The following is a 22,657-nucleotide window of genomic DNA, read 5'->3' on the forward strand; positions in this document are numbered from 1 at the left end:
CAGGACGACAGGGATTCGAACGGACAGCGTTGGAGACGGGAGTCCAGCATGTCTGATGCTCCAGACGAGAGGGAGGGGGACGAGGAGCTCGACGACGATTTCCTGCGGCAGGTCACCCAGGTGGTGGCCGTGCCCCTGCGGGCTCCGCGCCGGGGAGAGCATCTGGGAGGGCCGGACGGCCACCGGTTCGAGATCCTCGAGCAGATTGGGGGAGGAGCGATGGGCCTGGTCTTCCGGGCCCGGGACGAGGAGTTGCAGCGGGTGGTGGCCCTCAAGTTCCTGCTCTCGCGCGAGGGCGTCCCCGAGGCCCCCATGAGCACCCTGCTGCGCCAGGAGGCCAAGGCCGTCGCCCAGTTGGATCACGAGAACATCGTGCGGCTGTTCGACGTGGCCGAATGGAGCGGCGAGCCATGGGAGCCCAAGGTCCCCTTCCTGGTGCTGGAATGTCTGGAGGGCGAGAGCCTCGCGGCGCTGCTGTCGCGCGAGCGGCCCTCGCTGCCTCGCTGCCTGGACATCATGAGTGCCGTGGCCGCGGGGCTGGCGCACGCCCATGAGCACCACATCGTCCACCGCGACCTCAAGCCGGACAACGTGTTCATCTGCCGCAAGGGGCAGGTGAAGCTGCTGGACTTCGGGCTGGCCCACATCACGGCCGCCTCCTTTCCGGCCACCTTGCACCTGCCCGCCGCGGGAACCCCGGCCTACATGGCGCCCGAGCAGTGGAGGGGACATCCGCAGGATGCCCGCACGGACCTCTGGGCCGCGGGGGCCCTGCTCTTCGAGCTGCTCACGGGCGAGCCGCCCTGCCCGGAAGCGAGCGTGGCGGGGCTGCGGGAGTGGGTGTTGTCGGACGCGCCCGTGCCCTCGGTGCGCGAGCGCTGTCCGGAGCTGCCCGAGGAGGTGGCGCGGCTGGTGGCCGCCCTGTTGGAGAAGGCCCCCGAGCGGCGGCTGTCCAGCGCGGCCGAGTTGAAGGCCCGGCTCGACCGGATCGCGGAGGGGCTGACGCCCTGGCGCGAGGGGGCTCCCGGCCTGGGGCCCCAGCGCCGGCAGGTGACGCTGCTGGAGTGCTGGCTGGCGGACCTCGCCGGCCTCGCCGAGCACCTGGACGCCGAGGACGTCGGGGAGCTGGAGGGGGCGTTTCATCAAGCCTGCTCGGAGCTGGTGGCGCAGCACGGGGGCTCCATCACCCTGTGCGTGGGTGACTCGGTGCTCGCCTGCTTCGGCTATCCCCAGGCCCGGGAGGACGACGCGGAGCGGGCGGCTCGCGCGGGGCTGTACCTGGTGACGCACCTGGGGACGGCGCTCCAGCAGAAGTTGCCCTACCTGCCGCGCCGCGAGCTCGCCATGAAGGTGGGGCTGCACACCGACACCGTGGTGCTCGACAACCTGCCCCAACCGCTCCAGGGTCGCGCCGCCGTGCTTCAGGGCGAGGCACCCCAGTTCGCCACCTGGCTGTCGCGCCAGGCCGCGCCCGACAGCGTGTGCCTGAGCCCCACCACCTGGCGGCTCGTGCGGGGTGCCTTCCGCACCGAGCCGCTCGGGCCCCACTCCTTCCAGGGACTCGCCGGCGAGGTGAAGAGCGAGCTGTACCGGCTGGTGCGGGAGAAGCGCACCCGGGGCCGCTTCGAGCAAGCCCACGAGGCGGAGGAGCTCACGCCCCTGGTGGGGCGGGAGGCGGAGCTGAAGCGACTGAGCGCGTATTGGAAGCGGGCCCGGCGGGGCGAGGGCGCGTTCGTGCTCGTCCAGGGCGAGGCGGGCATTGGCAAGTCCCGCCTCCTGCGGGGGCTGCGGGAGCGGATTCCCCTGGAGGAGGGTATGCGCCTGCAGGTGCAGTGTCTGCCCCAGTTCAGCGGTAGCGCCCTGCGCCCCATCATCGACTTGCTGCTGCACATGCTGAAGCTCGACCCGGAGGGCAATCCCCAGTCCAACCTGCGCAAGTTCCAGGGGCGCATGGGGGCGGTGGGGCTGCCGGCCGAGCATGTGCGCTCACTGGCCGTGCTGCTCTCGCTGCCCATCGTCGAGGAGTCCCCCCACCTGCGTCTCTCCTCGCAGCGCCAGAAGGAGAAGACGTTCGAGGCGCTGGTGACGCTGTTGCTGCGCCTGGCCGAGGACCGCCCCATCTTCGCCCTCGTGGAAGACTTGCACTGGGCCGACCCCTCGACGCTGGAGTTGTTGGGGGTGCTGCTGGAGCAGGTGGAGCAGGCCCCGCTGTGTGTCTGCCTCACGGCCCGTCCGGACTTCCAGCCCTCCTGGCCCGCGCGCGAGCGGCTGCGCCTCGTCCCACTGGAGCGGTTGTCGCCGAGGCTCACCGCGGACCTGGTGCGGCAGGCCGCCAGCGGGATGGCGCTGGCGGAGGAGACGGTGGAGCAGCTCGTGGCGAAGACGGACGGGGTGCCCCTGTTCGTCGAGGAGATGACGCGCATGGTGGTGGAGCGGGCGCGGGCGGGGGAGTCGTCCGTCGAGCCCTCGGCCATTCCCGTCACCCTGGGGGGGTTGCTGCTGGAGCGCCTGGACTGGTTGCCCCGGAGTCAGAAGGCGCTGGCGCAGTTGTGCGCGGTGGTGGGCCGCGACTTCAGCCACGCCCTGCTCTCCGCGCTGTCCGGACGGAGCGAGGCGCAGCTGCGACAGGACGTCGCCGGGTTGCTCCAGGCGGGCCTGTGGCAGCGGGTGGAGACCGCGAGCGAGCCGCGCTACCAGTTCCGCCACGCGCTCTTCCAGGACGCGGCCTACCACTCATTGTTGCGCCACACGCGGCGCGACTACCACCGGCGCATCGCCCAGACCCTGGTGGTGCAGGCGCCCGAGCTGGTGGAGACACAGCCCGAGCTGCTCGCGCACCACTACACGGAGGCGCGGGAGATGGTGACGGCGTTGCGGTTCTGGGCGAAGGCGGGGGAGCGGGCCAGCCTGCGCTCGGCCAACGTGGAGGCCATCCACCATCTGCGCGAGGCGCTCCGGCTGTTGCGCTCCCTGCCGGAGACCCCGGAGCGCGCCGAGCAGGAGTTGCGGCTGCTGGTGGCGTTGGGCATGCCCCTGCATCAGGTGCGCAGCTTGCGCTCCGCCGAGATGGAGCAGACCTACGGCCGGGTGATGGAGCTGTTGCATCAGGTGGGGGACGCGTTGCCCGGATTACAGGTGTCCACCTGGGGCGCCTATGCCTACTTCTTCGCGCGGGCGAAGTTCCACGTGGCCCAGGAGCTGGCGGAGCTGGTGGTGAGGCAGGGGGAGCGCCATCGCCACCGGGAGATGCTCGCCCTGGGACACCGGATGATGGCCACCGATCACTTCACCTGGGGCCACATGTCCACCGCCCTGGAGCACGTCGAACTCGCGCTGGAGTACTCGGACTTCGATCTCGAGACGCACCGGACGCTCGCCGTGACTCAATGGATCAACCCGCGGGCGGCCGCCCTGGCCTATGGCTCCCTCGTGCAGTCCGTCGTCGGGCACGAGGAGCAGGCGCGCGGGTACGGGCAGCAGGCCGTGGCCCTGGCCGAGAAGATCGGCCATCCCAACAGCCTGGCGTTCACGTTGCTGTACGTGGCCCTGGGCTGCCAGATGCGTGGCGAGCCCGGGTGTGCCCGGGAGTGGGTGGAGAAGTGCATCGCGATCTCGTCCGAGCACCGCCTCCGCATGTGGTTGGGCTGGTCCGTGTTCCTCAAGAGCTGGGTGCTGGCCGAGGGGGGCCGCGTCCAGGAGGCGCTGGAGCTCATGCAGTCCAACTTCGCGCGGTGGCGCAGCACGGGGATGCGCACCGGCATGCCCTTGTTCCTGGGCATGTTCGCGAGCTTCCACCTGAAGTTGGGGGAGTACCAACGGGGGCTGGCGGTGGTGACCCATGCCCTGGCGTGGGCGGACACCCTCGAGGAGCGCTCGTATGAAGTGGAACTGCACCGCCTGGAGGGCGAGTTGCTGCGGGGGGTCGGCCGCGAGGCGGAGGCCACGGCGTGCTTCCTGCGCGCGCTGGACCTGGCCCACGAGCAGGGCAGCGCGGGCCATGGCCGACGGGCGGAAGAAAGCATGAGGCGCCAGTTCCGCGAGCGGGGCTGGGAGTGGCCGCGCCCGCTCGATGGGGAAGGCGCCGGGATGGCTCCGCGTCACAAAGGCGTGGTGCGGACTCCAGGGTAGAGGAACGGCTCGAGAGAACGCGGGGACTGAAGATGGCGATGGATCGTGAGCAGTTGGAGCAGGACATCCGGGAGTTGTGTCAGCGCGGGGATACCGGGCGGGCGGTGGAGCGCGCGCTGCAGGGCTACGGAATGGAGATCATGAGGCTCATTTCCTCCGTCATGCACAACCCGGAGCAGGCCAATGATGCCTTCAGCCTCTTCTGTGAGAACCTCCTCAAGGGGCTGCCAGGGTTTCGCTGGGAGAGTTCCTTCCGGACGTGGGCCTACCGGCTGGCGCGCAACGCGTGCTACCAGTTGATTCACGCGCCCGCCGCGCGCGAGACGCCCGTCACCGCCTCGCTGATCCCCGAGCAGCCCGAGCAGGGCCGCTCCGACACGCAGCCCTGGCAGAGGACCTCGGTCAAGGAGCGCTTCCGCGCCCTGCGTGACAGCCTGCAACCCGAGGAGCGCATGATCCTGATGTTCCGGGTGGATCAGCGGCTGTCGTGGACGGAGGTGGCGCGGGTCATGTGGGACGAGGACGAGCCGCCCACGAGCGCGGCGCTCAACCGCAAGGCGACCTCCCTGCGCCAGCAGTTCCAGCGCATCAAGGCGCACCTGCGCACCATGGCCATCGGGCAGGGGCTCATCGAGGAGGACAACCTGGGAGGCTGACGCTCAGCGCCTGCCCCGGCGGTGCGCCTGGCAGCGCGAGCAGAAGAACAGCCCGCGTCCGGAGAGCGACAGGCGGGTGATGGGGGTGGCGCACCGGGGGCAAGGCTGTCCCACGCGGTCATAGACACAGAACCGGTCCTCACGGCGCCTGCCCGGAAGGGTGAGGGCATTGGGAGGAGCGTGGGGCGTGACGATGCGGCCATCGCGGGCCGCGTCCTCCAACAACTCGCGCAGTGCCGTCCACAGGCGCTCGAAGTCGTCGGGCCGCAGCTCGGCGGCGGGCAGTTGGGGCGGCAGCCGCGCGAGGAAGAGCGCCTCGGCGCGCAGGATGTTGCCCACGCCCGAGATGCGCGTTTGATCCAACAGCACGGTGGCCAGGGGGGCGAGGCCCCGACGCAGGGCCTCGAAGGCGCGGGAGGGGGAGGCCTCGGGCCGCAGGGGATCCTCCCCCAGCCGGGCGCGCAGGTCGGCCTCGGCTTCCGGGCTCAGCAGCTCACAGCGTTGGGGACCCGACAGGTGGAGCGTGGCATGGGGGGAGGCGAGCCGCAGCCGGCAGGCCGTGGAGGGAGGAGGCCCCGCGCAGCGGAAGTGCCGGATGTTGCCGACGAGGCCCAGGTGCAGGTGCAGGTGCACCCCTCCCTCGAAGTGGTGGAAGAGGTGCTTGCCATGGGCTTCCACGCCCACGAGCGTCCGCCCGGACAGTCGCCGGGCGTCCTGGGTGAAGCGCCCCTGAGGGGAGTCGGCGGAGAACTGGCGACCCACCAGCCAGCGGTGGTGGACGCGCGCGAGGCGGTGGATGATGTTTCCTTCGGGCACTCCGGGGAGGTAACGCCCGGGAGATGACCTGTCACGTCATCCCGCCCGTCCGGGGCCTGGCGGCGCGGGGAGTCATGGACGTGACGGACGCTCAGTCCTTTCCCTGCTCTGGGGGGCGTCGGTGCTATCGTGGCGCGCCATGACGCAGCAGATCCGTGCGCTGGTGGTGGACGACTCGCAGGCCATGAGGCGCAGCCTCATGTACGCCCTGCAGCGTCTGGGCACCTGGCTACACACCGAAGAGGCCCAGGATGGGGCCGAGGGCCTCAAGAAGCTCACCCTGGGCCGCTACGATCTGGTCCTCACCGACATCAACATGCCGCTGATGGACGGGCTCAAGCTCATCCACCACCTGCGCCAGACGGAGGCCTACCGCACGGTGCCCATCGTGGTCATCACCACCGAGTCGGCCATGGAGGACCGGGCGCGGGCCATGGCGCTCGGGGCGAGCGCCTACCTGGTCAAGCCGGTGCAGTCCAAGGTGGTCCAGGACACGGTGAAGGGCCTGTTGCGGCTGGAGTAGGGGAGGAGTCGGCTCCCTCCTCGGGTGTCAGCGGAACGGGACGGGTGGCGTCTGTTGTTGCTTGGGGACGGACGCCCCACTAAGACCCTTGACCGTCATGGCCATGAACGAGCGTTACGAGCCGCAGGCAATCGAGAAGAAGTGGCAGGACCGTTGGAATGAGGCGGGAGTGTTCCGCGCGGGCACACGCCCCGGAGCCCCGAAGAAGTACATCCTCGAGATGCTTCCGTACCCCAGCGGGAAGATGCACATGGGGCACGTGCGCAACTACCTCATCGGTGACGTCTACGCGCGCTTCTTCCAGATGCGGGGCTACGACGTGCTGCACCCCATGGGCTGGGACGCCTTCGGTCTGCCCGCGGAGAACGCGGCCATCAAGGACGGCGTGCACCCGGCGGTGCGCACCCGCGAGAACATCGACTCCTTCAAGAAGGAGATCCGCTCGCTCGGCTACAGCTACGACTGGTCGCGCGAGGTGAACACCAGCGAGCCCGAGTACTACCGCTGGAACCAGTGGTTCTTCATCCAGATGCTGCGGAAGGGGCTCGTCTACCGCCGCTTCAGCAAGGTGAACTGGTGCACGGGCTGCCTCACCGTCATCGCCAACGAGCAGGTGAAGGACGGCGTGTGCGAGCGCTGCGAGTCGAAGGTGCTGGACAAGGAGCTGCCCGAGTGGGCGTTCCGCATCACCCGCTACTCGCAGGAGCTGCTCGACGGCCTGGACGAGCTCAAGGAGTGGCCCGAGCGCATCACCTCCATGCAGCGCAACTGGATTGGCCGCTCCGAGGGCGTGGAGGCGGACTTCTCCATCCAGGGCAGTGAGGAGCGCCTGCGCGTCTTCACCACGCGCGTGGACACCATCCATGGCTGCACCTACGTGGTGCTGGCGCCGGACCACAAGCTGGTGGCGCGCATCACCACGCCCGACAAGCGCGCCGAGGTGGAGGCCTTCGCCCGGAAGATGGCGGCCATCTCCAAGACGGAGCGCACGGAGGAGGGGGCCACGAAGGAGGGCGTCTTCACGGGCGCCCACGCCATCAATCCCTTTACCGGCCAGCCGGTGCCCATCTGGGTCGCCAACTTCGTGCTGGCCGACTACGGCACGGGCGCGGTGATGAGCGTGCCGGCGCACGACGCGCGCGACTTCGACTTCGCGCGCAAGTACTCGCTGCCCATCCGCGTGGTCATCCAGCCCGCGCAGGGCGACAAGCTGCCCGAGGGCGGCGCCCTGGAGGCGGCATACACCGAGGACGGGGTGCTGGTGGACTCGGGCGAGTACACGGGCCTGAGCTCGGACGAGGCGCGCCGGAAGATGGGCGCCAAGCTCCAGGCCGAGGGCCGGGGCGAGCCCAAGGTGACGTACCGCCAGAAGGACTGGGGCTTCAGCCGCCAGCGCTACTGGGGCACGCCCATCCCCATCGTCTACTGCGAGAAGTGCGATCCCGAGCGCAAGGGCCAGCCGGTGCCGATCGAGCAGCTCCCGGTGCGTCTGCCGGAGATCGACACCGAGGCGGTGCTCACGGGCAAGGGCGAGCCGCCCCTGGCCAAGGTGCCCGCGTTCGTCAACACCACGTGCCCCACGTGCAATGGCCCGGCCCGGCGCGAGACGGAGACGATGGACACCTTCGTCGACTCCTGCTGGTACTTCGCGCGCTACCTCTCGCCGCGCTTCGACGGGGCGCCCTTCGATCCGAAGGAGGCCCAGCGTTGGCTGCCCGTGGACGTGTACGTGGGCGGCCCCGAGCACGCGGTGATGCACCTGCTCTACTTCCGCTTCTGGACGCGGGTGATGAAGCTGCTCGGCCTGTCCCCGGTGGACGAGCCCGTCAAGCGGCTGGTGACCCAGGGCATCGTCAACGGGCCGGATGGGCGCAAGATGTCCAAGCGCTGGGGCAACGTGGTGGCGCCCTCGTCCATCGTGGAGAAGTACGGCGCGGACACGGCGCGTGCCTACGTGATGTTCGCCGGGCCCCCCGAGCGCGACTTCGACTGGTCCGACGATCAGGTGGAGGGTGCCTACCGCTTCCTCAAGCGGGTGTGGGTGCTCGCCACGCAGCACCAGGGCGTGGCCGGGGCGACGCACGAGGGCGCCTACGAGGGCAAGGCGCTGGAGATCCGCCGCGCGGCGCACAAGTGCCTCAAGCGGGTGGGGGAGGCCATCGAGCGGCTGTCCTTCAACACCGCCATCGCCGGCACCATGGAGTACTTGAACGCGCTGTCCGCGCTGGGCACGGCGGAGACGCCCGCGGAGAAGGCCGCCATGGCCGAGGCCATTCGCGTGCTGACGGTGGTGCTCACGCCCTTCGCGCCGCACCTGGCCGATGAGATCGCCGAGGCCTACGGGGCCAAGGACTTCGTCGTCACCCAGGGCTGGCCCGACTTCGATCCGGCGCTGGTGGTGGACGACGTGATTCCCTACGCGGTGCAGGTCAACGGCAAGCTGCGCGCGGAGGTACGGGTGGCGGCGGACGCGGCCGAGGCGGACGTGCGCGCCGCGGCCGAGGCGGACGAGCGGGTGAAGGCCGCCCTGGCGGGCAAGACGCTGCGCAAGTTCGTCTTCGTGCCCAAGCGCCTCGTCAACTTCGTCGTCGGCTGAGCCGGGTTGGAGCGCGGGGAGGGGGCTCCTCCTCGCGCTTGACCGTGGGGATCGCCCCGCTACTGTGGGCGCCATGTCCCGGCTCTACGCGGTGGGTGGGTTGCTCTGGTTGTCGGTGCTGGGGTGTGGCTACCGCTTCACCCCCCGGTCCGCGGGACTGCCCGGGGGCGTGAGCTCCGTGTGCGCGCCCATCTTCCGCAACGACACCTCCGAGCCGGGCCTGGAGACGCTCTTCACGCGCGTGTTCCGTCAGGAACTGGTGCGCGTCGGGGCACTGGGCGGCGCTGGCTCCTGCCAGGCGTCCGTCGAGGGCGTGGTGGCGTGGGTGAACAGTGCTCCGACGATCGTCACCGAGCCCATCTACGAGGGCAACGTCGCGGTGACGGGGCCACAGCTCGCCAGCTACCGGGCCTCGGTCGGGGTGACGTTGAGGCTGGTGCGGGACGGCCAGGTCCTGGCGGAGACGACCGTTTCGGGCAACGAGGACTTCCTGCCGGGCGCGCAAGGGGCGTCCGGCGACGTGCTGCAAGCCGAGGCCAACCGTCAAGCCGCGCTGTACCGTCTCGCCGAGACGTTGATGCGCGAGGGCTATGATCGGTTGGCCAACAACTGGTGACGCGGAGGACTACTTCGCCGCGGCCTTGGCGCGGTTGACGGCCTTGGCCAGGCGCGAGATGCGGCGCGAGGCGGCGCGCTTGTGGATGACGCCCTTGGAAGAGGCCTTGTTGATGCGGCTCGCGGCGGACTTGAAGGCGTCCGCGGTCTTCCCGGCATCCGAGGAGGTGAGGGTGTCGCGCAGGTTCTTCACGGCGTCCTTCACCGTGGTGCGCACGTTGACATTGCGGGCGCGGCGCTTCTGCGCCTGGCGGTTACGCTTCTCTGCAGACTTGGTGTTGGCCAAGGTGATCTCCAGCGTACTTCTGTGGAAAGAGGCGCCGTACCTACTTCGGCGCCTCCCCCACCGTCAAGGTTTGCGTGCTTCCGACCGTGATCCAGGCGTCTGGACGCCTTCCCTTCACCGGTCTCCGACCGCGTACTCCCACCGCAGCCCGGAGGGATCCTGGAAGCTCAACCGGCTCGGCCCCCCCTCCGCTTCCAGCGTTCCTCCCGCGGACAGGCCCTCCAGGAGGGCGCGCAACCGCTGCACCGCGGCGGCCGAGGGCGCCGCGAAGGTGAGCACGGCTGGCGAGGGGGTGGCCGGGCCCGCCACGAAGGTGAGCCGGTACATCCCATCCCCGTAGACGGCCTCCTCGGGGCTCGCCCGCTCGGCGCTCCAGCCCAGCAGGGGGGCCACCCGATCCCAGAAGGCACGCTGGGCGGACAGGTCCGCCACGGGCAGGCGCAGCGCGATCAGGGTCGCACGGGGCACCCGGGTGGGTGGCGGCAGGGCCTTCTCCCGGGCCTTGGCCGCCTGCCAGTGTCGTTCCATGTGCTCCAGGGTAGCCTCTCCGAGGGGGACCTCCTCGGCGCGCAACGCGGACTCGATGTGCTGGAAGCGCGCGGTGAAGCGGCGGATGGCCATGCGCAGCGCGTCCTCGGCCGGGGTGTGGAGGAAGCGCGCGAGGTTGGCGAGCGCCAGCAGGACATCCCCCAGCTCGTGCTCCAGCTCGTCCCAGTTTCCCGAGGCGATGGCTTCGTCCAGCTCGCCCAGCTCCTCCTGGAGCTTGGCGCGCACGTGGTGCAGGTCCGGCCAGTCGAAGCCGATGCGGCTGGCCTTCTCGGTGAGGCGCTCGGCGCGCAGCAGGGCCGGGGCCCGCGTGGGCACCCCGTCGAGCACCGAGCCCTCCTGGCCCGTCTTCTTCTTGCGCTCCTGCGCCTTGAGCTTCGCCCAGTCGGCCATGGGCTGGGGGGTGCCATCCGCCTGCCGCTCGCCGAAGACGTGCGGGTGGCGCTGGGTGAGCTTGTCGCTGATGGAGGCGGACACGTCCGCCAACGTGAACTCGCCCAGCTCCTCGGCGAGCCGGGCATGGAAGACGATCTGGAAGAGCAGATCCCCCAGCTCCTCGCACAGCGGACGCCAGGGCCCCCCGTCGGCGACACGATCCATCTCATCGAGGACCTCGAACGCCTCCTCACTGAGGTAGGGGCGCAGTGAACGCAGGTCCTGCTCCCGGTCCCACGGACAACCATCCGCCGAGCGCAGACGTGCCACGATTCCCGCCAACCTCTCCAATTGTTCCCCTGCTGCACTCATGGCTCTTCCTCCTCTTCTCTCCGAGCGTGGGGCCCGGCGCCAACACGTGAATTCCCGGTGGCGGGGCGCGACAACTTTCGTGGGACAGGGGGGTCGCCTATCATCGGCCTACCGAATGTCGCACCCCTCTTTCTCGTTGCGCTTTCTTCCGCTGCTGCTGTGCCTCGCCTCGTGGATGCCCGCGAGGCCGGCGCATGCGCAGCAATATCAGGATCCCTCCATGCTGGAGCCAGAGGAGATGGCGATGCCATCCGATTCGGACTCCGAGGAAGACGAGGAGGGGCGCCCGGCCCGGGGTCGAGGCAAGAAGGGCAAGGGCCGCAAGGGCCAGGAGGACGAGGCGCAGGACGAGGCGGCGAACGCCGCGGAGCAGGACGCGGGAGTGGTCGTGGCCCCGGCGCCCGCGGCTCCAGCCGCCCCCACCGTGCCCGAGCCGGTCGCGCGGCCACCCCCGGCGCCCATCCTCACGCCGCGCATCTCCGATGCGGACCTCCAGGCCGCCTGGGTCAAATGGCGCGACGCGGTGGCGGCGTTGGACAGCGAGGCGGCGCGCGCGGCCCAGCAGGAACTGGTGACGCTGCGCGAGGACGTGGCGGCCCTGGATCTGGAGTCCTTCAGCGTCGGCTTCATCCGGGCGGCGGAGGGACGGCGCAAGGCGCACGACGAGGCGGGTGCGCTGCGGCTCGTGGAACAGGCCGCGGCGCTCTCTCCGAACCTTCCCTACGCGCGTCTGGCGCTCGCCCAGGCCTATGCCGAGCGCTCGCCCGAGGCCGTGGGCAAGTACTCGCGCGAGCTCCGGGCCGCGCTCGAGTTGATGCTGAGGGATCCCCGCTACCGTCGCCCGGTGCTGGCGGACCTCGGGACGGTGGTGCTGATGGCGCTGCTGGCCACGGCGGCGGTGGTGGTGGGCGTGCTCTTCGTGCGGCGCGTGCGCTTCCTGCTCCACGACTTCCACCACGTCTTTCCCCGCGCTTCGGCCCACTGGCAGTCCACGGCGCTCGCGGTGCTGCTGCTCTTCGGCACGCCCCTGGCCCTGCGCTGGGGTGTCGTGCCCACGCTGTTGCTGCTCCTGGGCTCCGTGTCGTTCTACCTGTCGCGCTCGGAGCGGGTGGTGGCCACGTTGCTGCTCGCCCTGGCGGCGCTCGTCCCCCTCGCGGCGGGCAAGCTCGCCCAGTCCGCGGTCTTCGCGGGAACGGTGGCCGAGGACGTCTACGTGCTGGAGCACGGCGGAATCGACGCGGAGCCCGTGGCCCAGCGCGTGCGCGTGCGCCACGAGAAGAAGCAGGCCAGCTTCGCCGAGCTCTTCGCGCTCGGCCGGTTCGAGGCGCGCCGGGGCCAGATGCCGGAGGCCATCGCCCACTACAAGGCGGCCATGGCGCTGCGTGCCGGGCATGCGCCGTTGATGACCAACCTGGGCAACGCCCTGCTGGCCACGGGTGACATGGGCGGCGCGACGCGGCTCTACACCCAGGCCCTGTCGGCGGACCCGGGGCTGGCCGCGCCCGCCTTCAATCTGGCCGAGGTCTACCGCCGCCGTGCCGCCGTGGCGCCGGACTCCGAGATCAGCGCCCAGAACCAGAAGGCGCGTGACGCGCTCGAGACCGCGGGCCGTCTGGATCGCGAGCTGCTGATGTGGGAGCGGCCGCCGGATGATCGGCTGACGATGAACCGCCTGCTGCTCGCGCCCGTGCTGCCCCTGACGGACCTGCCGGTCATCGAGGACACGTCCCTGGCCGAGCGCGTGGAGGCCCAGTTGTCGAGCCGGTTGCTCGGAGGTGGCTCGGGCATCTCCGCCTGGGGTCCGCTCGTGCTCGGGGCGCTGCTCGTCGCCATGCTCGGCCTGGCCCGAGGCATCTTCAATCCGTCCCACGAGTGCGAGAAGTGCGGCCGTCCGGTGTGCCGGCGCTGTGACAAGGAGCTGGGCGTGGCCAGCAAGCTGTGCGCCCAGTGCGTCAACGTCTTCTCGCGCAAGATCGTGGTGGAGGCGCGCGTCCGGGCTCGCAAGCACATCGAGATCGAGCGCAACCGCCAGTGGGCGAGCGGCGTGTCCTACGTCTTCGGCGGCCTGGTGTCCGGCGCGGGCCACCTCTTCAACGGGCTGGCGGTGCGCGGTACGCTCTACGCCTTCCTCTTCCTGCTCGGGGTGGCGGGGCTGGTGTTGCGCTCCGGGGTGCTGCGCTCGCCCTATGGAGAGGTGCCGATGTACCTCAAGCTCGCCCCCCTGTTGCTTCTCCTCATCCCCCTTCACCTGTTGTCGCTGCGCGGGCTGTATCGCCGCCAGAACGAGTAGACCGGAACGACGATGGCGCTCACGGGAACCCTCAAGGACTTCGGCATCGCGGACATCCTGCAGCTCATCGGGCAGCAGCAGAAGACCGGGGTGCTCTACCTCAAGAGCAAGGATCAGGACGTCCAGGTCTTCATCCGGGACGGCAACATCGTGCGTGCCGAGAGTGTCACGCGCAAGAAGAAGGATCTGCTGGGCAACATGCTGGTGAGCGCCGAGCTCATCACGCCCCAGCAGCTCGAGAGCGCGCTGGAGATCCAGAAGCGCACCCTCAAGCGGCTCGGGGACGTGCTCACCTCCACGGGCGCCATCTCCGCGGAGAAGCTCAAGCAGATGATGCGGCTGCAGGTGACGGAGTCGCTCTACGGACTCTTCTCCTGGAAGGCGGGCGACTACGAGTTCAAGCAGGAGGACAGCGTCCAGATAGATCAGGACGATCTCGCGCCGCTGCGCGCCGAGAGCGTGCTCATGGAAGGCTTCCGGATGGTGGATGAGTGGCCCCACCTGCGCAAGAAGCTCTCCAACGAGGCCACCACCTTCGAGAAGCTCAAGGAGCTGCCGCCGCAGAAGGCCCAGGAGAAGGAGGACGACTTCGACGCGTCCTTCGACGATGCCTTCTCCGAGGAGAAGAAGGACGAGAACAAGGGCGAGTTCAAGTCCATCGGCAGCACCGAGCGCCGCGTGTACAGCCTCATCGGCCCGGGGCGCGACGTGCGCAAGCTGGTGGATCTCAGCTGCCTGGGCGAGTTCGAGACCTGGAAGGCCCTCGTCAACCTGCTCAACCTCGACTACATCCGGGCCCTGCCACCCTCGGGCCTCTCGAGCCTGTCGTCGTCCGCTCGCGGTGGGGATCTGCTCGTGCGGCTGGGCGGCGTGCTGGCGCGCGCCGTGGTCACCCTCCTGGTGATCGCCGCGCTGGGCTTCGTCGCCTCGCGGCTGCGGCCGGACACGTGGGACCTGCAGGGCGCGTCGGCCTCCTCGTACTCGGACCCGGCCGCCCAGCGCCTGGTGTCTCGTGCCCAACAGGTCCGAATCCAGGCCGCGCTGGAGGTGTTCCGCCTCGAAAAGGGCAACCTCCCCGAACGATTGGACTCCCTGGTGGAAGTGGGTCTGCTGCGCAACGAAGACCTGCGCTATCCGTGGCGGGATGATTACTATTACCGTCGTACGTCGGATCGTCAGTTCATCCTCCTGCCCCCCTTGCGCTAGGTGGGCTGCTCGCTGCTGGGCAACACCGGAGGCTGGAAGTCGTTATCGAGGCCGTTACTGAAGTGAGGTTGAAAGCCGAGACCCGCACTCATGGGATGGGATGAATTGCGAAACCCCGCCACTGTAGAGGCCCAAGAAGTCAGCCCCACCTCCGCCAAGGTGGATGTCCGCGACAACGCGACGACCCTGGCGCTGTGTGGCAACCAGAACGAGAACCTCAAGCTCATGGAGCGCCGCCTCGGTGTCCGCGTGGGACAGCGGGGGACGGAACTGCACCTGTCGGGACCGGCGGATGCCGTGGCCTTCACGGTGAAGCTGGTGGAGAGCCTCGAGGGGATGATCCGGGCCGGCCGCGCCATCTACCGCGAGGACGTGGAGCAGGCCATCAAGGTGATGGGGCGCGGAGGCGTCGAGTCGCTCCAGGACGTGATGCTCGGGCCCGTGCTCAAGAGTTCGGGCAACAAGCAGATCGCGCCCAAGAGCATCGCGCAGAAGCGCTACGTGGACGCCATCCGCGCCAACGACATCGTCTTCGGCATCGGCCCCGCGGGTACGGGCAAGACGTACCTGGCCATGGCCATGGCGGTCTCCTATCTGCTCGACAGGAAGGTCAAGCGCATCGTCCTGGCGCGTCCGGCGGTGGAGGCCGGTGAGAAGCTGGGCTTCCTGCCCGGGGACCTGGCGGAGAAGGTCAATCCCTACCTGCGCCCGCTCTACGACGCGCTCCACGACATGATGCCCGTCGAGCGCGCCACGAGCTTCATCGAGCAGGGCGTGGTGGAAGTGGCGCCGCTGGCCTTCATGCGCGGCCGCACGCTCAACGACTCCTTCGTCATCCTCGACGAGGCGCAGAACACCACCGTCGAGCAGATGAAGATGTTCCTCACCCGCCTGGGCTACAACAGCAAGGCGGTCATCACCGGGGACGTGACGCAGGTGGACCTGCCGGTGGGCCGGATGAGCGGCCTGCACCACGCGCGCTCCATCCTGCGCAACATCGAGGGCCTGTGCATCTCCGAGTTCACCGACGTGGACGTGGTGCGCCACCCCCTGGTGCAGGAGGTCATCCGCGCCTACGATCGCTTCGACGCCGCCCAGCAGGCCGCCAAGGCGCTGAAGCACGCGGAGCAGATGGCCCCCTCTTCTTCCTCCAGCGAGGAGCCGTCCGCCTCGTGAGGCAGCTCGCCGGGTGGTGGGGCGGGGGAGCGGTTGGCAAGGAACATTCCGCCTCCCGCCTTGCTTGAAGTCTCCGCCCCGCCTCTCATAGGTTGAAAACCGCCATGGCCGAACCGGAATCGCCGCCCCCCGGACCCAGTCCGCTGGACGCCTTGTCTCGCCGCTTCCGGCTCGGCCCCGAATGGGGCCGGCGCCTGACGAACCTGCTGTTGCTGGGGGCGGTGTCGATCGCGGCGGGCTTCGTCATCTCCCCGGGCCTCTACAGCCAGCAGATCCCCGCCCTCTCCGAGGAGGACCTGGGTCGGCCCTTCCGGACGAATGCTCCGGCGGGGTTCAAGGCCGGGCGGGACTACGACATCCTCCACGAGTCGATGACCGAGAAGCGGCGCCAGGAGGCACGCGCCGCGGTCCGCCCGGTGTATGACCTGAGCCCGGGGGTGGCCTCGGAGCTGCGCACCTCCGTGAGCGGCGCCTTTTCGGACATGCGTCGGCGTCTGGCGGAGAAGCAAGCCGCCGCGCCGCCCGTGCCCGTGGACTCCACCGAGACGCGCAAGGCGCGCAAGTCGCCCGCGCCGACGGCGGAGGAGCGTGAGCGGCAACGCCAGGAGCTGGAGGCGATGCGCGAGAGCTTCCTGGTGCTGCTCTTCGGGCGCCGGGACGCGGAGATCGACGCGGACGACTTCCAGGCGCTCAACGCGGGGCACTTCTCCGAGCAACTGGAGGCGGCCACGTTGTCGCTCGTGGAGCGGGCCTACGGCTTCTCCGAGCCCCTGCCGGTGTACATCGCCCCCGCGCGCGAGGAGCTCGCGCGCGAGGGCGCCCAGGGCATCACCGTGAGGGACTTGCGCCACAATGGCGAGCAGACCCTGGCGATCACGGCGCCCACCGTGGTGGACCTGCGCGAGACCTATACGGAGCTGGAGCGCTTCGCCTCCGTTCCGGGCAACCTCCTGCCGGACTCCCCCGTCGTGCAGCGCCGGGCGGTGCTGCGGCTGGCCAAGCGGCTGGTGCGGCCCAGCCTCACCATCAACCTGGCGGAGACGGACGCCCGGCGGCGCCTGGCGGCGACGGCGGTGAAGGACGCCGTCATCTCCATCAAGAAGGGCCAGCGCGTCATCGGCGACGGGGAGCTGGTCAACGAGACGCACCTGGTGGCCATCCGCGGCATGCGCGCGCAGACGGACCGGTTGGACTTGCTGCAGTTGCAGGTGGGCGGCACGGGCCTGGTGGCGCTGCTCATCTCCGCCACGTACCTCTTCTGCCGGGCGGCCTTCCGGCGCTTCCGTCCCACGCGCAAGGACGCGCTGCTCCTGGGCCTGCTGCTGGTGTCGATGCTGGGCCTGGCGCAGATCTGGGTGTCCATCGCGGACGCGGTGCAGGACCGCTATGCGGCGCTGCCCCTGGAGGCCTTCTACTACGCCTTCCCGGTGGCGGCCGGGGCCATGCTGGTGCGCTTCGTGCTCTCCGAGGAGCTGGCGCTCTTCTTCGCGCTCGTGCTCGCGTGCCTGTGCGGCGTGATGCTGGGCAACTCGCTGTCCTTCGGCATCTACGCGCTGGTGGGGGCCCTGGTGGCGGCCGACCGCATCACCCGCGCCAAGGATCGGGTGGGCATCTTCAAGGCGGGCCTCGTCACCGGCGTGGCCAACCTCCTGGCGGTCCTCTTCCTCTTCCTGGCCGAGGGCAAGGGGCTCACCCCCGACACCCTCCTCACCGCCGTGTTCGCCTTCCTGGGCACGACGCTGGCGGTGCCGGTGGTGGTGCTGGCGCTCACGCCGCTCATCGAGTCCGTGTTCGGCTACGCGTCGGACCTGAAGCTGCTGGAGCTGGCCAACTTGAACCACCCCGCGCTCAAGGAGCTCATCGTCCAGGCGCCGGGCACCTACCACCACTCCATCATCATCGGCACGCTGGTGGAGAACGCCGCGGAGGACATCGGCGCCAATCCGCTGCTGGCGCGCTCGTGCGCCTACTACCACGACATCGGCAAGGGCCGGAATCCGCTCTACTTCGGGGAGAACCAGAAGGGCGACAACCGGCACGATGGGCTCGCCCCGGCGATGAGCGCCGTCATCATCAAGCGCCACGTCACCGAGGGCCTGGAGATGGCGCGCCAGTACCGCCTGCCCAAGCTGGTGGCGGACGCCATTCCCCAGCACCACGGCACCCGGCTGGTGGGCTACTTCTTCCACAAGGCCCTCAAGGAGCAGGAGGGCAAGGAAGGCGCGCCTCCGCTCGACGAGAGCGTCTACCGCTACCCGGGTCCCAAGCCCCAGTTCCGCGAGGCCGCCCTGGTGATGATCGCCGACGCCGTCGAGGCCTCCACGCGCTCGCTGCCGGAGCCCACCTCGGCGCGGCTGCAAGCGCAGGTGCAGAAGATGATCAACCTCATCTTCTCCGAGGGGCAGTTGGATGAGTGCGATCTGACACTTCGGGACTTGAACCTCATCTCGCAGTCCTTCCTGCACACGCTCGAGGGCATCTATCATGCGCGTCCCGCGTATCCGGCCGGTGCACTGCAGGCGGGACCCAAGGGCTCGCTGATGGTGGCTCCGGCGGTGAAACAGGAAGACAAGGCGCGTCCGGTGGGCACGGGAACCTGATGCGCGTGGCGGGAGGAGGGCGAACGTGAAGCTGCGCAAGGGGAAGGTGATTCCCCGCGACGATGGGAAGCGCATCGAGGAGTTCGTGGGCGCGGCGACGACGGGCACCGACGCGGTGTCGGTGGCGCGCATGCTGGCGCCGCCGGGCTGGAGCGAGCCGGCGCAGAAGCCCGAGTTCGACGAGGTGGTCATCGTCCTCAAGGGCGAGCTGACGCTCGTGGTGGACGGCCGGCGCCAGCTCATCGAGGAAGGGGAGATGGGCCTGGTGCCCCGGGGCCGCCGGGTGGTGTACCGCAACGATGGGCAGGGCGCGTGCGACTACTACTCGGTGTGCGCGCCGGCCTTCCGGGTGGAGCTGGCCAACATCGAGCAGGCCGAGGAGGAGCCCCAGGAGAACCGGGTGACGGTGCAGGTGGCGCATCCCCAGGGCAAGCGCTTCTCCAAGCTGGTGACGGAGCTGGCCGAGACGTTCCTGGAGAAGCTGGAGCTGTCCGGGTGCGAGCTGTCCATCTCCCTGGTGGGCGACCATGCCATCCGCCGGCTCAACCGCACCTGGCGCAAGAAGGACAAGGCCACGGACGTGCTGAGCTTCCCCGCGGGCGAGGCCCCCAAGGGCACGCCCGGGCCGAGGCAGCTCGGCGACGTGGTCATCTCCCTGGACACGGCGAAGTTGCAGGCCCGGGAGTACGAGCGCACCCTGGAAGAGGAGGTGGCACGCTACCTGGCGCATGGCCTGCTGCACCTGTTGGGGCACGACCACGAGCGGCCCAAGGACGCGCAGAAGATGGCGCGCGCCGAGGAGCGCCTGCTGGGCGCCAGCGGCATGGTGGGTGACGCGGTGGCTCCCCGGGCTCGCAAGCTCATGACGTGAGACGGACGGGTTGAGTCGGGCGGCGCGCGTGATAGGTAGGTGCGAATGTCCCGCCTCGGCTCATCGATGCTCTGCCTGCTCGGCCTGTTGCTGACCGCCCTTCCGGCGTCCGCTCAGGAGCTGCCTCCCTGGGGAACCGGGGAGAGCCGGGGCGAGGACTTGTCCGTCTACCTGGTCACCTTCGGGCCCGGCGACGACGTGGCGTCCTGGTTCGGTCACGGCTCGCTGGTGGTGGAGGACCAGAAGCTGCGCCAGTCGCGCCTCTACAACTACGGCATGTTCTCCTTCGACGAGCGCATGCTCCTGCGCTACGCGATGGGGCGGCTCGAGTTCTGGGTGGACGACGCGAGCCCCGCGGCCACGTTCCGCTTCTACCGCTCGCTCAACCGGGACGTGCGGCTGCAGGAGCTGAACCTGACGCCCGCGCAGAAGGTGGAGCTGGGACGGTTGCTGGCGGAGAACGTGCTGCCCCAGAACCGCGACTACCTCTACCACCACTACAACGACAACTGCGTGACGCGGCTGCGCGATGTGCTCGACAAGGTGCTGGGGGGTCAGCTGCACGCCGCGGCGAGCGGCCCCGGGCGGATGACGCTGCGCGAGCACACGCGCCGCTACACCGACGTGGGCCCGCCCATGAGCCTGCTGCTCGACTTCCTGATGAACGACGAGATCGACAAGCCCGCCACGCGCTGGCAGGAGGCGTTCCTGCCCGACGAGCTGGAGCGGCAGGTGGCGGAGGCCCAGGTGACGGGGGCGGACGGCAAGCCCCACCCGCTGGTGGCCCGGGCCTTCACCGTCTACGCGGCGCAGGGCCGTCCGGCCACTCCCGCGCGGCCGCCGGGCTACGCCGCGGTCCTGCTGCTGCTGGGGCTCGTACTGGGCGGCATCGCGGTGGGGCTGGCCCTGTGGGAACGGCGCACGGGTGGGCGGGCGCCCCGCGTCCTGCTCGGCCTGCAGAACGTCCTGGTGGGCCTGGTGGTGGGGATTCCAGGGCTCGCGCTGTTCATCATGTGGCTGGGCACGGACCACACGGTGACGTACCGCAACGAGAACCTGTTCCTGGCCAACCCGCTCACCGTGCTGGCGCTGCCCCTGGGCTTCGCCTTGATGCGCGGCTCGCCGCGGGCGCGCGAGTGGATGTGGCGGTTGTGGGTGGTGCTCGCGGCCCTGGGCGTGCTGGGGCTGGTGCTCAAGGCGCTGCCCCTGTTCGATCAAGACAACTGGCGCCTCATCGCGCTGCTGCTGCCCGTGTCGGTGGGCATGGCGGGCGCGATGACGCTGGGGCGCTCCGCGGTGGCGGTCGGACAGGAGTCCCCGCCGCTGGCGCCCACCCTGAAGGCTTCTGGCAACTGACTGGTAGGAGGACACAACATGGCGAACGACTCGATGGAGAAAATCGGCGGGCTTCGCGAGCGTCTGATGGCGCTCAGGGGGCATCTTTGACCTCGATCGCAAGAGGTCTCGCATCGCGCTGATCGAGCGCGAATCCACGCTGCCCACGTTCTGGGACGACAACACCAAGGCCCAGGCGATGCTCAAGGAGAAGGCCACGCTGGAGTCGAGCGTGGGGGCCTTCGAGAAGGCGCTCCGGGGCCTGGACGACGCGCAGACGCTGCTGGAGCTGTCGGCGGAGATGAACGACCCGGCCAGCGCGAAGGAGGCCGAGGACTCGCTCGGCTCCGTCGAGGCGGACATCGCCAAGCTGGAGCTGGCGCGGATGCTCTCCGGCGAGCAGGATCGCTCCTACTGCTTCATGGACATCAACGCGGGCGCGGGCGGCACGGACTCCATGGACTGGGCCGCCATGCTCATGCGCATGTACACGCGCTACTGCGAACAGCGCGGCTGGAAGGTGGAGATCAACGACTCGCAGGAGGGCGAGGAGGCGGGCTTCAAGAACGTCTCGCTGCGCATCGAGGGCGAGTACGCCTACGGCTACCTCAAGGCGGAGGTGGGGGTGCACCGGCTGGTGCGCATCAGCCCCTTCGACGCCAACGCGCGCCGGCAGACGGCGTTCGCCTCGGTGGACGTGTACCCGGAGGTGGATGACTCCATCCAGATCGACATCCCGGAGAAGGACATCGAGCTGAAGTTCATCCGGGGTGGCGGCGCGGGCGGTCAGAAGGTCAACAAGACCTCGTCCACGGCGCAGCTGCGCCACCTGCCCACCGGCATCATCATCACCTGCCAGACGGAGCGCTCGCAGTCGGCCAACAAGGACATGGCGTTCAAGATCCTCCGCGGCCGCCTCTATGAGCTGGAGATGAAGCGGCGCGAGGCGGAGCGGGACGCCGCCGAGGCGCAGAAGAAGGACATCTCCTTCGGCTCGCAGATCCGCTCGTACGTGCTGGCGCCCTACCGCATGGTGAAGGATCTGCGCACGGGCGTGGAAACGGGCAACGTGGACGCGGTGTTGGATGGAGAGCTGGAGCAGTTCGTCACCGCCCAGTTGATGGGGGTGAAGAACCCCAACCGCGCGGCCCCCGAGTAGCCCCTCGCCCACCAGGCGGGGAACCTTTCCGCGGTCTCGTTGTCCAAAGACCGCGGGAAGCCAGGGCAGTGGGGTGGAGCCGTGCGCGGGACGGGCCGCGGGGAGGTCACCGGTGTCTGCGAGCGAAGTGCTCGGGAGTCAGGACGTGGAGACGCCGGAGCGCCTGTTGCTGGCGCGGCTGCGGCGTGGCGAGCCGGAGGCCTTCGAGGCGCTGGTGCGTGAGCACCAGGATCGGCTCTACGACTTCTGCGTGCGGATGCTCGCGGATCCGGAAGAGGCGTATGACGTGGTGCAGGAGGTGTTCGTGAGCGCCCACCAGCACCTGGCGCGCTTCCGGGAGGACTCCAAGCTGTCCACGTGGTTGTTCCGCATCGGAAAGAACCACTGCCTCAACCGGCTGAAGTACCTCAAGCGCCGGGGCCGGGGCCGCTCGGACGAGTACGGCGAGCAGAGCGAGGGCGCGCTGGCGCGGGCACTGGGCTCGCCCCCGGGGCCCGACGAGGCCCTGGAGTCCGCGCGCGAGCAGGCGCGGGTGCAGTGGGCCATCTCCCAGCTGGAGCCGGACGCGCGCATGTTGGTGGCGCTCCGGGACATCGAGGGCCTGTCATACGAGGAAATCGTCGACATCACCGAGCTAGCGTTGGGAACCGTGAAAAGCCGGCTCCACCGGGCCCGGGAGAAGTTGGCGGATGTGTTGGGGCGGCTTGAGGAATGAACGGTTTTCAGCGGAGACTTGGAGATATGCCAGCGCAGCTCAGCCACCGGGAGACCCGGGCCCTGTTCATCGCCTTCGCGGATGAGGAGCTTCCCACCGACACGGCGCGTGAGGTGCGCTCTCACCTGGACACCTGTGGCGAGTGCCAGCGGGGGTGGCAGGCCTATTCGAGCACCGTGCTCCGGGTGCGCCAGGCACCGCGGCACAAGGCGCCACCGGCGCTGGCCTCGCAGGTGCTGGCACGGGTGAAGCGCCAGCGCCGCTCCGGCCTGCGCGGGTTGAACCTCATGCACGCGCACTACCGGCTGCCGGTGGAGATCCTCATTCCCGTGCTGCTCGCGGCCGCGGTGGCGGCCTACCTGCTCGTGTCTTCTCCCTGAAAGAAGGGGTGG

Annotated in this window: 17 protein-coding genes; 14 read left to right on the forward strand and 3 right to left on the reverse strand. The window is 69.6% G+C overall.

All coding sequences use genetic code 11. The annotated features are described in order from the left end of the window. Positions 1-48: 48 nt before the first annotated feature. Both D187_RS35955 and D187_RS35960 read left to right on the forward strand, forming a co-directional pair. Positions 49-4,128: a protein kinase domain-containing protein gene (locus D187_RS35955; protein ID WP_002627571.1), complete on the forward strand. Its 4,080-nt coding sequence runs from the start codon at positions 49-51 to the stop codon at positions 4,126-4,128. 32 nt (positions 4,129-4,160) lie between these two features. After that, a complete protein-coding gene (locus D187_RS35960; RefSeq protein ID WP_020918504.1) occupies positions 4,161-4,784 on the forward strand; it encodes an RNA polymerase sigma factor in 624 nt (207 codons plus the stop codon). A gap of 3 nt (positions 4,785-4,787) precedes the next feature. Here the strand turns inward: D187_RS35960 and D187_RS35965 are convergent, their stop codons facing one another. Then, the gene (locus D187_RS35965) at positions 4,788-5,600 is read right to left on the reverse strand and encodes an Fpg/Nei family DNA glycosylase (protein ID WP_002627569.1); all 813 of its coding nucleotides are present in this window, start codon (positions 5,598-5,600) and stop codon (positions 4,788-4,790) included. Positions 5,601-5,739: 139 nt separating this feature from the next. Here D187_RS35965 and D187_RS35970 point away from each other — a divergent pair, with 139 nt between their 5' ends. From D187_RS35970 to lptE, 3 genes are all read left to right on the forward strand, one after another. Continuing rightward, positions 5,740-6,123, forward strand: coding sequence for a response regulator (locus D187_RS35970; RefSeq protein WP_002627568.1), 384 nt, complete (start codon positions 5,740-5,742; stop codon positions 6,121-6,123). 97 nt (positions 6,124-6,220) lie between these two features. Further along, positions 6,221-8,719 (forward strand): leucine--tRNA ligase, encoded by a 2,499-nt coding sequence (gene leuS, locus D187_RS35975; RefSeq protein ID WP_002627567.1) that lies wholly within the window; start codon positions 6,221-6,223, stop codon positions 8,717-8,719. A 73-nt stretch (positions 8,720-8,792) separates the two neighbouring features. After that, positions 8,793-9,335, forward strand: a complete 543-nt coding sequence (lptE, locus tag D187_RS35980; protein WP_051256693.1) for an LPS assembly lipoprotein LptE — start codon at positions 8,793-8,795, stop codon at positions 9,333-9,335. 9 nt (positions 9,336-9,344) lie between these two features. Here lptE and rpsT read toward each other — a convergent pair whose 3' ends face one another. Continuing rightward, on the reverse strand, positions 9,345-9,620 hold the full coding sequence (gene rpsT, locus D187_RS35985; RefSeq protein ID WP_002627565.1) for a 30S ribosomal protein S20: 276 nt from the start codon (positions 9,618-9,620) through the stop codon (positions 9,345-9,347). Positions 9,621-9,734: 114 nt separating this feature from the next. Continuing rightward, positions 9,735-10,913: a nucleoside triphosphate pyrophosphohydrolase gene (gene mazG / locus D187_RS35990; protein ID WP_002627564.1), complete on the reverse strand. Its 1,179-nt coding sequence runs from the start codon at positions 10,911-10,913 to the stop codon at positions 9,735-9,737. A 244-nt stretch (positions 10,914-11,157) separates the two neighbouring features. Here mazG and D187_RS35995 point away from each other — a divergent pair, with 244 nt between their 5' ends. The 9 genes from D187_RS35995 (at position 11,158) to D187_RS36035 (ending at position 22,645) form a co-directional block, all read left to right on the forward strand. Then, a complete protein-coding gene (locus D187_RS35995) occupies positions 11,158-13,203 on the forward strand; it encodes an FYVE zinc finger domain-containing protein (RefSeq protein ID WP_245591911.1) in 2,046 nt (681 codons plus the stop codon). 12 nt (positions 13,204-13,215) lie between these two features. Beyond that, a complete protein-coding gene (locus D187_RS36000; protein ID WP_002627562.1) occupies positions 13,216-14,409 on the forward strand; it encodes a DUF4388 domain-containing protein in 1,194 nt (397 codons plus the stop codon). Positions 14,410-14,514: 105 nt separating this feature from the next. Beyond that, entirely contained in the window at positions 14,515-15,585 is a 1,071-nt protein-coding gene (locus D187_RS36005; protein WP_043433235.1) for a PhoH family protein, read from the forward strand. 104 nt (positions 15,586-15,689) lie between these two features. Next, positions 15,690-18,185 carry an HD family phosphohydrolase gene (locus tag D187_RS36010; protein ID WP_002627560.1) on the forward strand — a complete coding sequence of 832 codons (2,496 nt, stop codon included), beginning with the start codon at positions 15,690-15,692 and terminating at the stop codon, positions 18,183-18,185. A gap of 25 nt (positions 18,186-18,210) precedes the next feature. Next, positions 18,211-19,056: an rRNA maturation RNase YbeY gene (gene ybeY / locus D187_RS36015; RefSeq protein ID WP_002627559.1), complete on the forward strand. Its 846-nt coding sequence runs from the start codon at positions 18,211-18,213 to the stop codon at positions 19,054-19,056. Positions 19,057-19,101: 45 nt separating this feature from the next. Beyond that, entirely contained in the window at positions 19,102-20,412 is a 1,311-nt protein-coding gene (locus D187_RS36020) for an Lnb N-terminal periplasmic domain-containing protein (protein ID WP_002627558.1), read from the forward strand. 18 nt (positions 20,413-20,430) lie between these two features. Further along, positions 20,431-21,550 (forward strand): peptide chain release factor 2 gene (prfB, locus tag D187_RS36025; RefSeq protein WP_245591912.1). Its coding sequence is split into 2 segments (ribosomal slippage): positions 20,431-20,499 and positions 20,501-21,550, totalling 1,119 coding nucleotides; the frame shifts between segments, so codons are not numbered across the junction. 112 nt (positions 21,551-21,662) lie between these two features. Continuing rightward, positions 21,663-22,265: a sigma-70 family RNA polymerase sigma factor gene (locus tag D187_RS36030; protein WP_002627556.1), complete on the forward strand. Its 603-nt coding sequence runs from the start codon at positions 21,663-21,665 to the stop codon at positions 22,263-22,265. Between the two features lie 26 nt (positions 22,266-22,291). Then, positions 22,292-22,645: an anti-sigma factor family protein gene (locus D187_RS36035; RefSeq protein WP_002627555.1), complete on the forward strand. Its 354-nt coding sequence runs from the start codon at positions 22,292-22,294 to the stop codon at positions 22,643-22,645. Positions 22,646-22,657: the final 12 nt, after the last annotated feature.

The sequence above is a fragment of the Cystobacter fuscus DSM 2262 genome (assembly GCF_000335475.2).
GTDB classification, from domain to species: domain Bacteria; phylum Myxococcota; class Myxococcia; order Myxococcales; family Myxococcaceae; genus Cystobacter; species Cystobacter fuscus.

Excerpts from the sequence above, each read along its gene's own strand:
- D187_RS35955 (WP_002627571.1), top strand. The coding sequence starts at position 49 with ATGTCTGATGCTCCAGACGAGAGGGAGGGGGACGAGGAGCTCGACGAC.
- D187_RS35960 (WP_020918504.1), top strand. The coding sequence starts at position 4,161 with ATGGCGATGGATCGTGAGCAGTTGGAGCAGGACATCCGGGAGTTGTGT.
- D187_RS35970 (WP_002627568.1), top strand. The coding sequence starts at position 5,740 with ATGACGCAGCAGATCCGTGCGCTGGTGGTGGACGACTCGCAGGCCATG.
- leuS (WP_002627567.1), top strand. The coding sequence starts at position 6,221 with ATGGCCATGAACGAGCGTTACGAGCCGCAGGCAATCGAGAAGAAGTGG.
- lptE (WP_051256693.1), top strand. The coding sequence starts at position 8,793 with ATGTCCCGGCTCTACGCGGTGGGTGGGTTGCTCTGGTTGTCGGTGCTG.
- mazG (WP_002627564.1), bottom strand. The coding sequence starts at position 10,913 with ATGAGTGCAGCAGGGGAACAATTGGAGAGGTTGGCGGGAATCGTGGCA.
- D187_RS35995 (WP_245591911.1), top strand. The coding sequence starts at position 11,158 with ATGCCATCCGATTCGGACTCCGAGGAAGACGAGGAGGGGCGCCCGGCC.
- D187_RS36000 (WP_002627562.1), top strand. The coding sequence starts at position 13,216 with ATGGCGCTCACGGGAACCCTCAAGGACTTCGGCATCGCGGACATCCTG.
- D187_RS36010 (WP_002627560.1), top strand. The coding sequence starts at position 15,690 with ATGGCCGAACCGGAATCGCCGCCCCCCGGACCCAGTCCGCTGGACGCC.
- D187_RS36020 (WP_002627558.1), top strand. The coding sequence starts at position 19,102 with ATGTCCCGCCTCGGCTCATCGATGCTCTGCCTGCTCGGCCTGTTGCTG.
- D187_RS36035 (WP_002627555.1), top strand. The coding sequence starts at position 22,292 with ATGCCAGCGCAGCTCAGCCACCGGGAGACCCGGGCCCTGTTCATCGCC.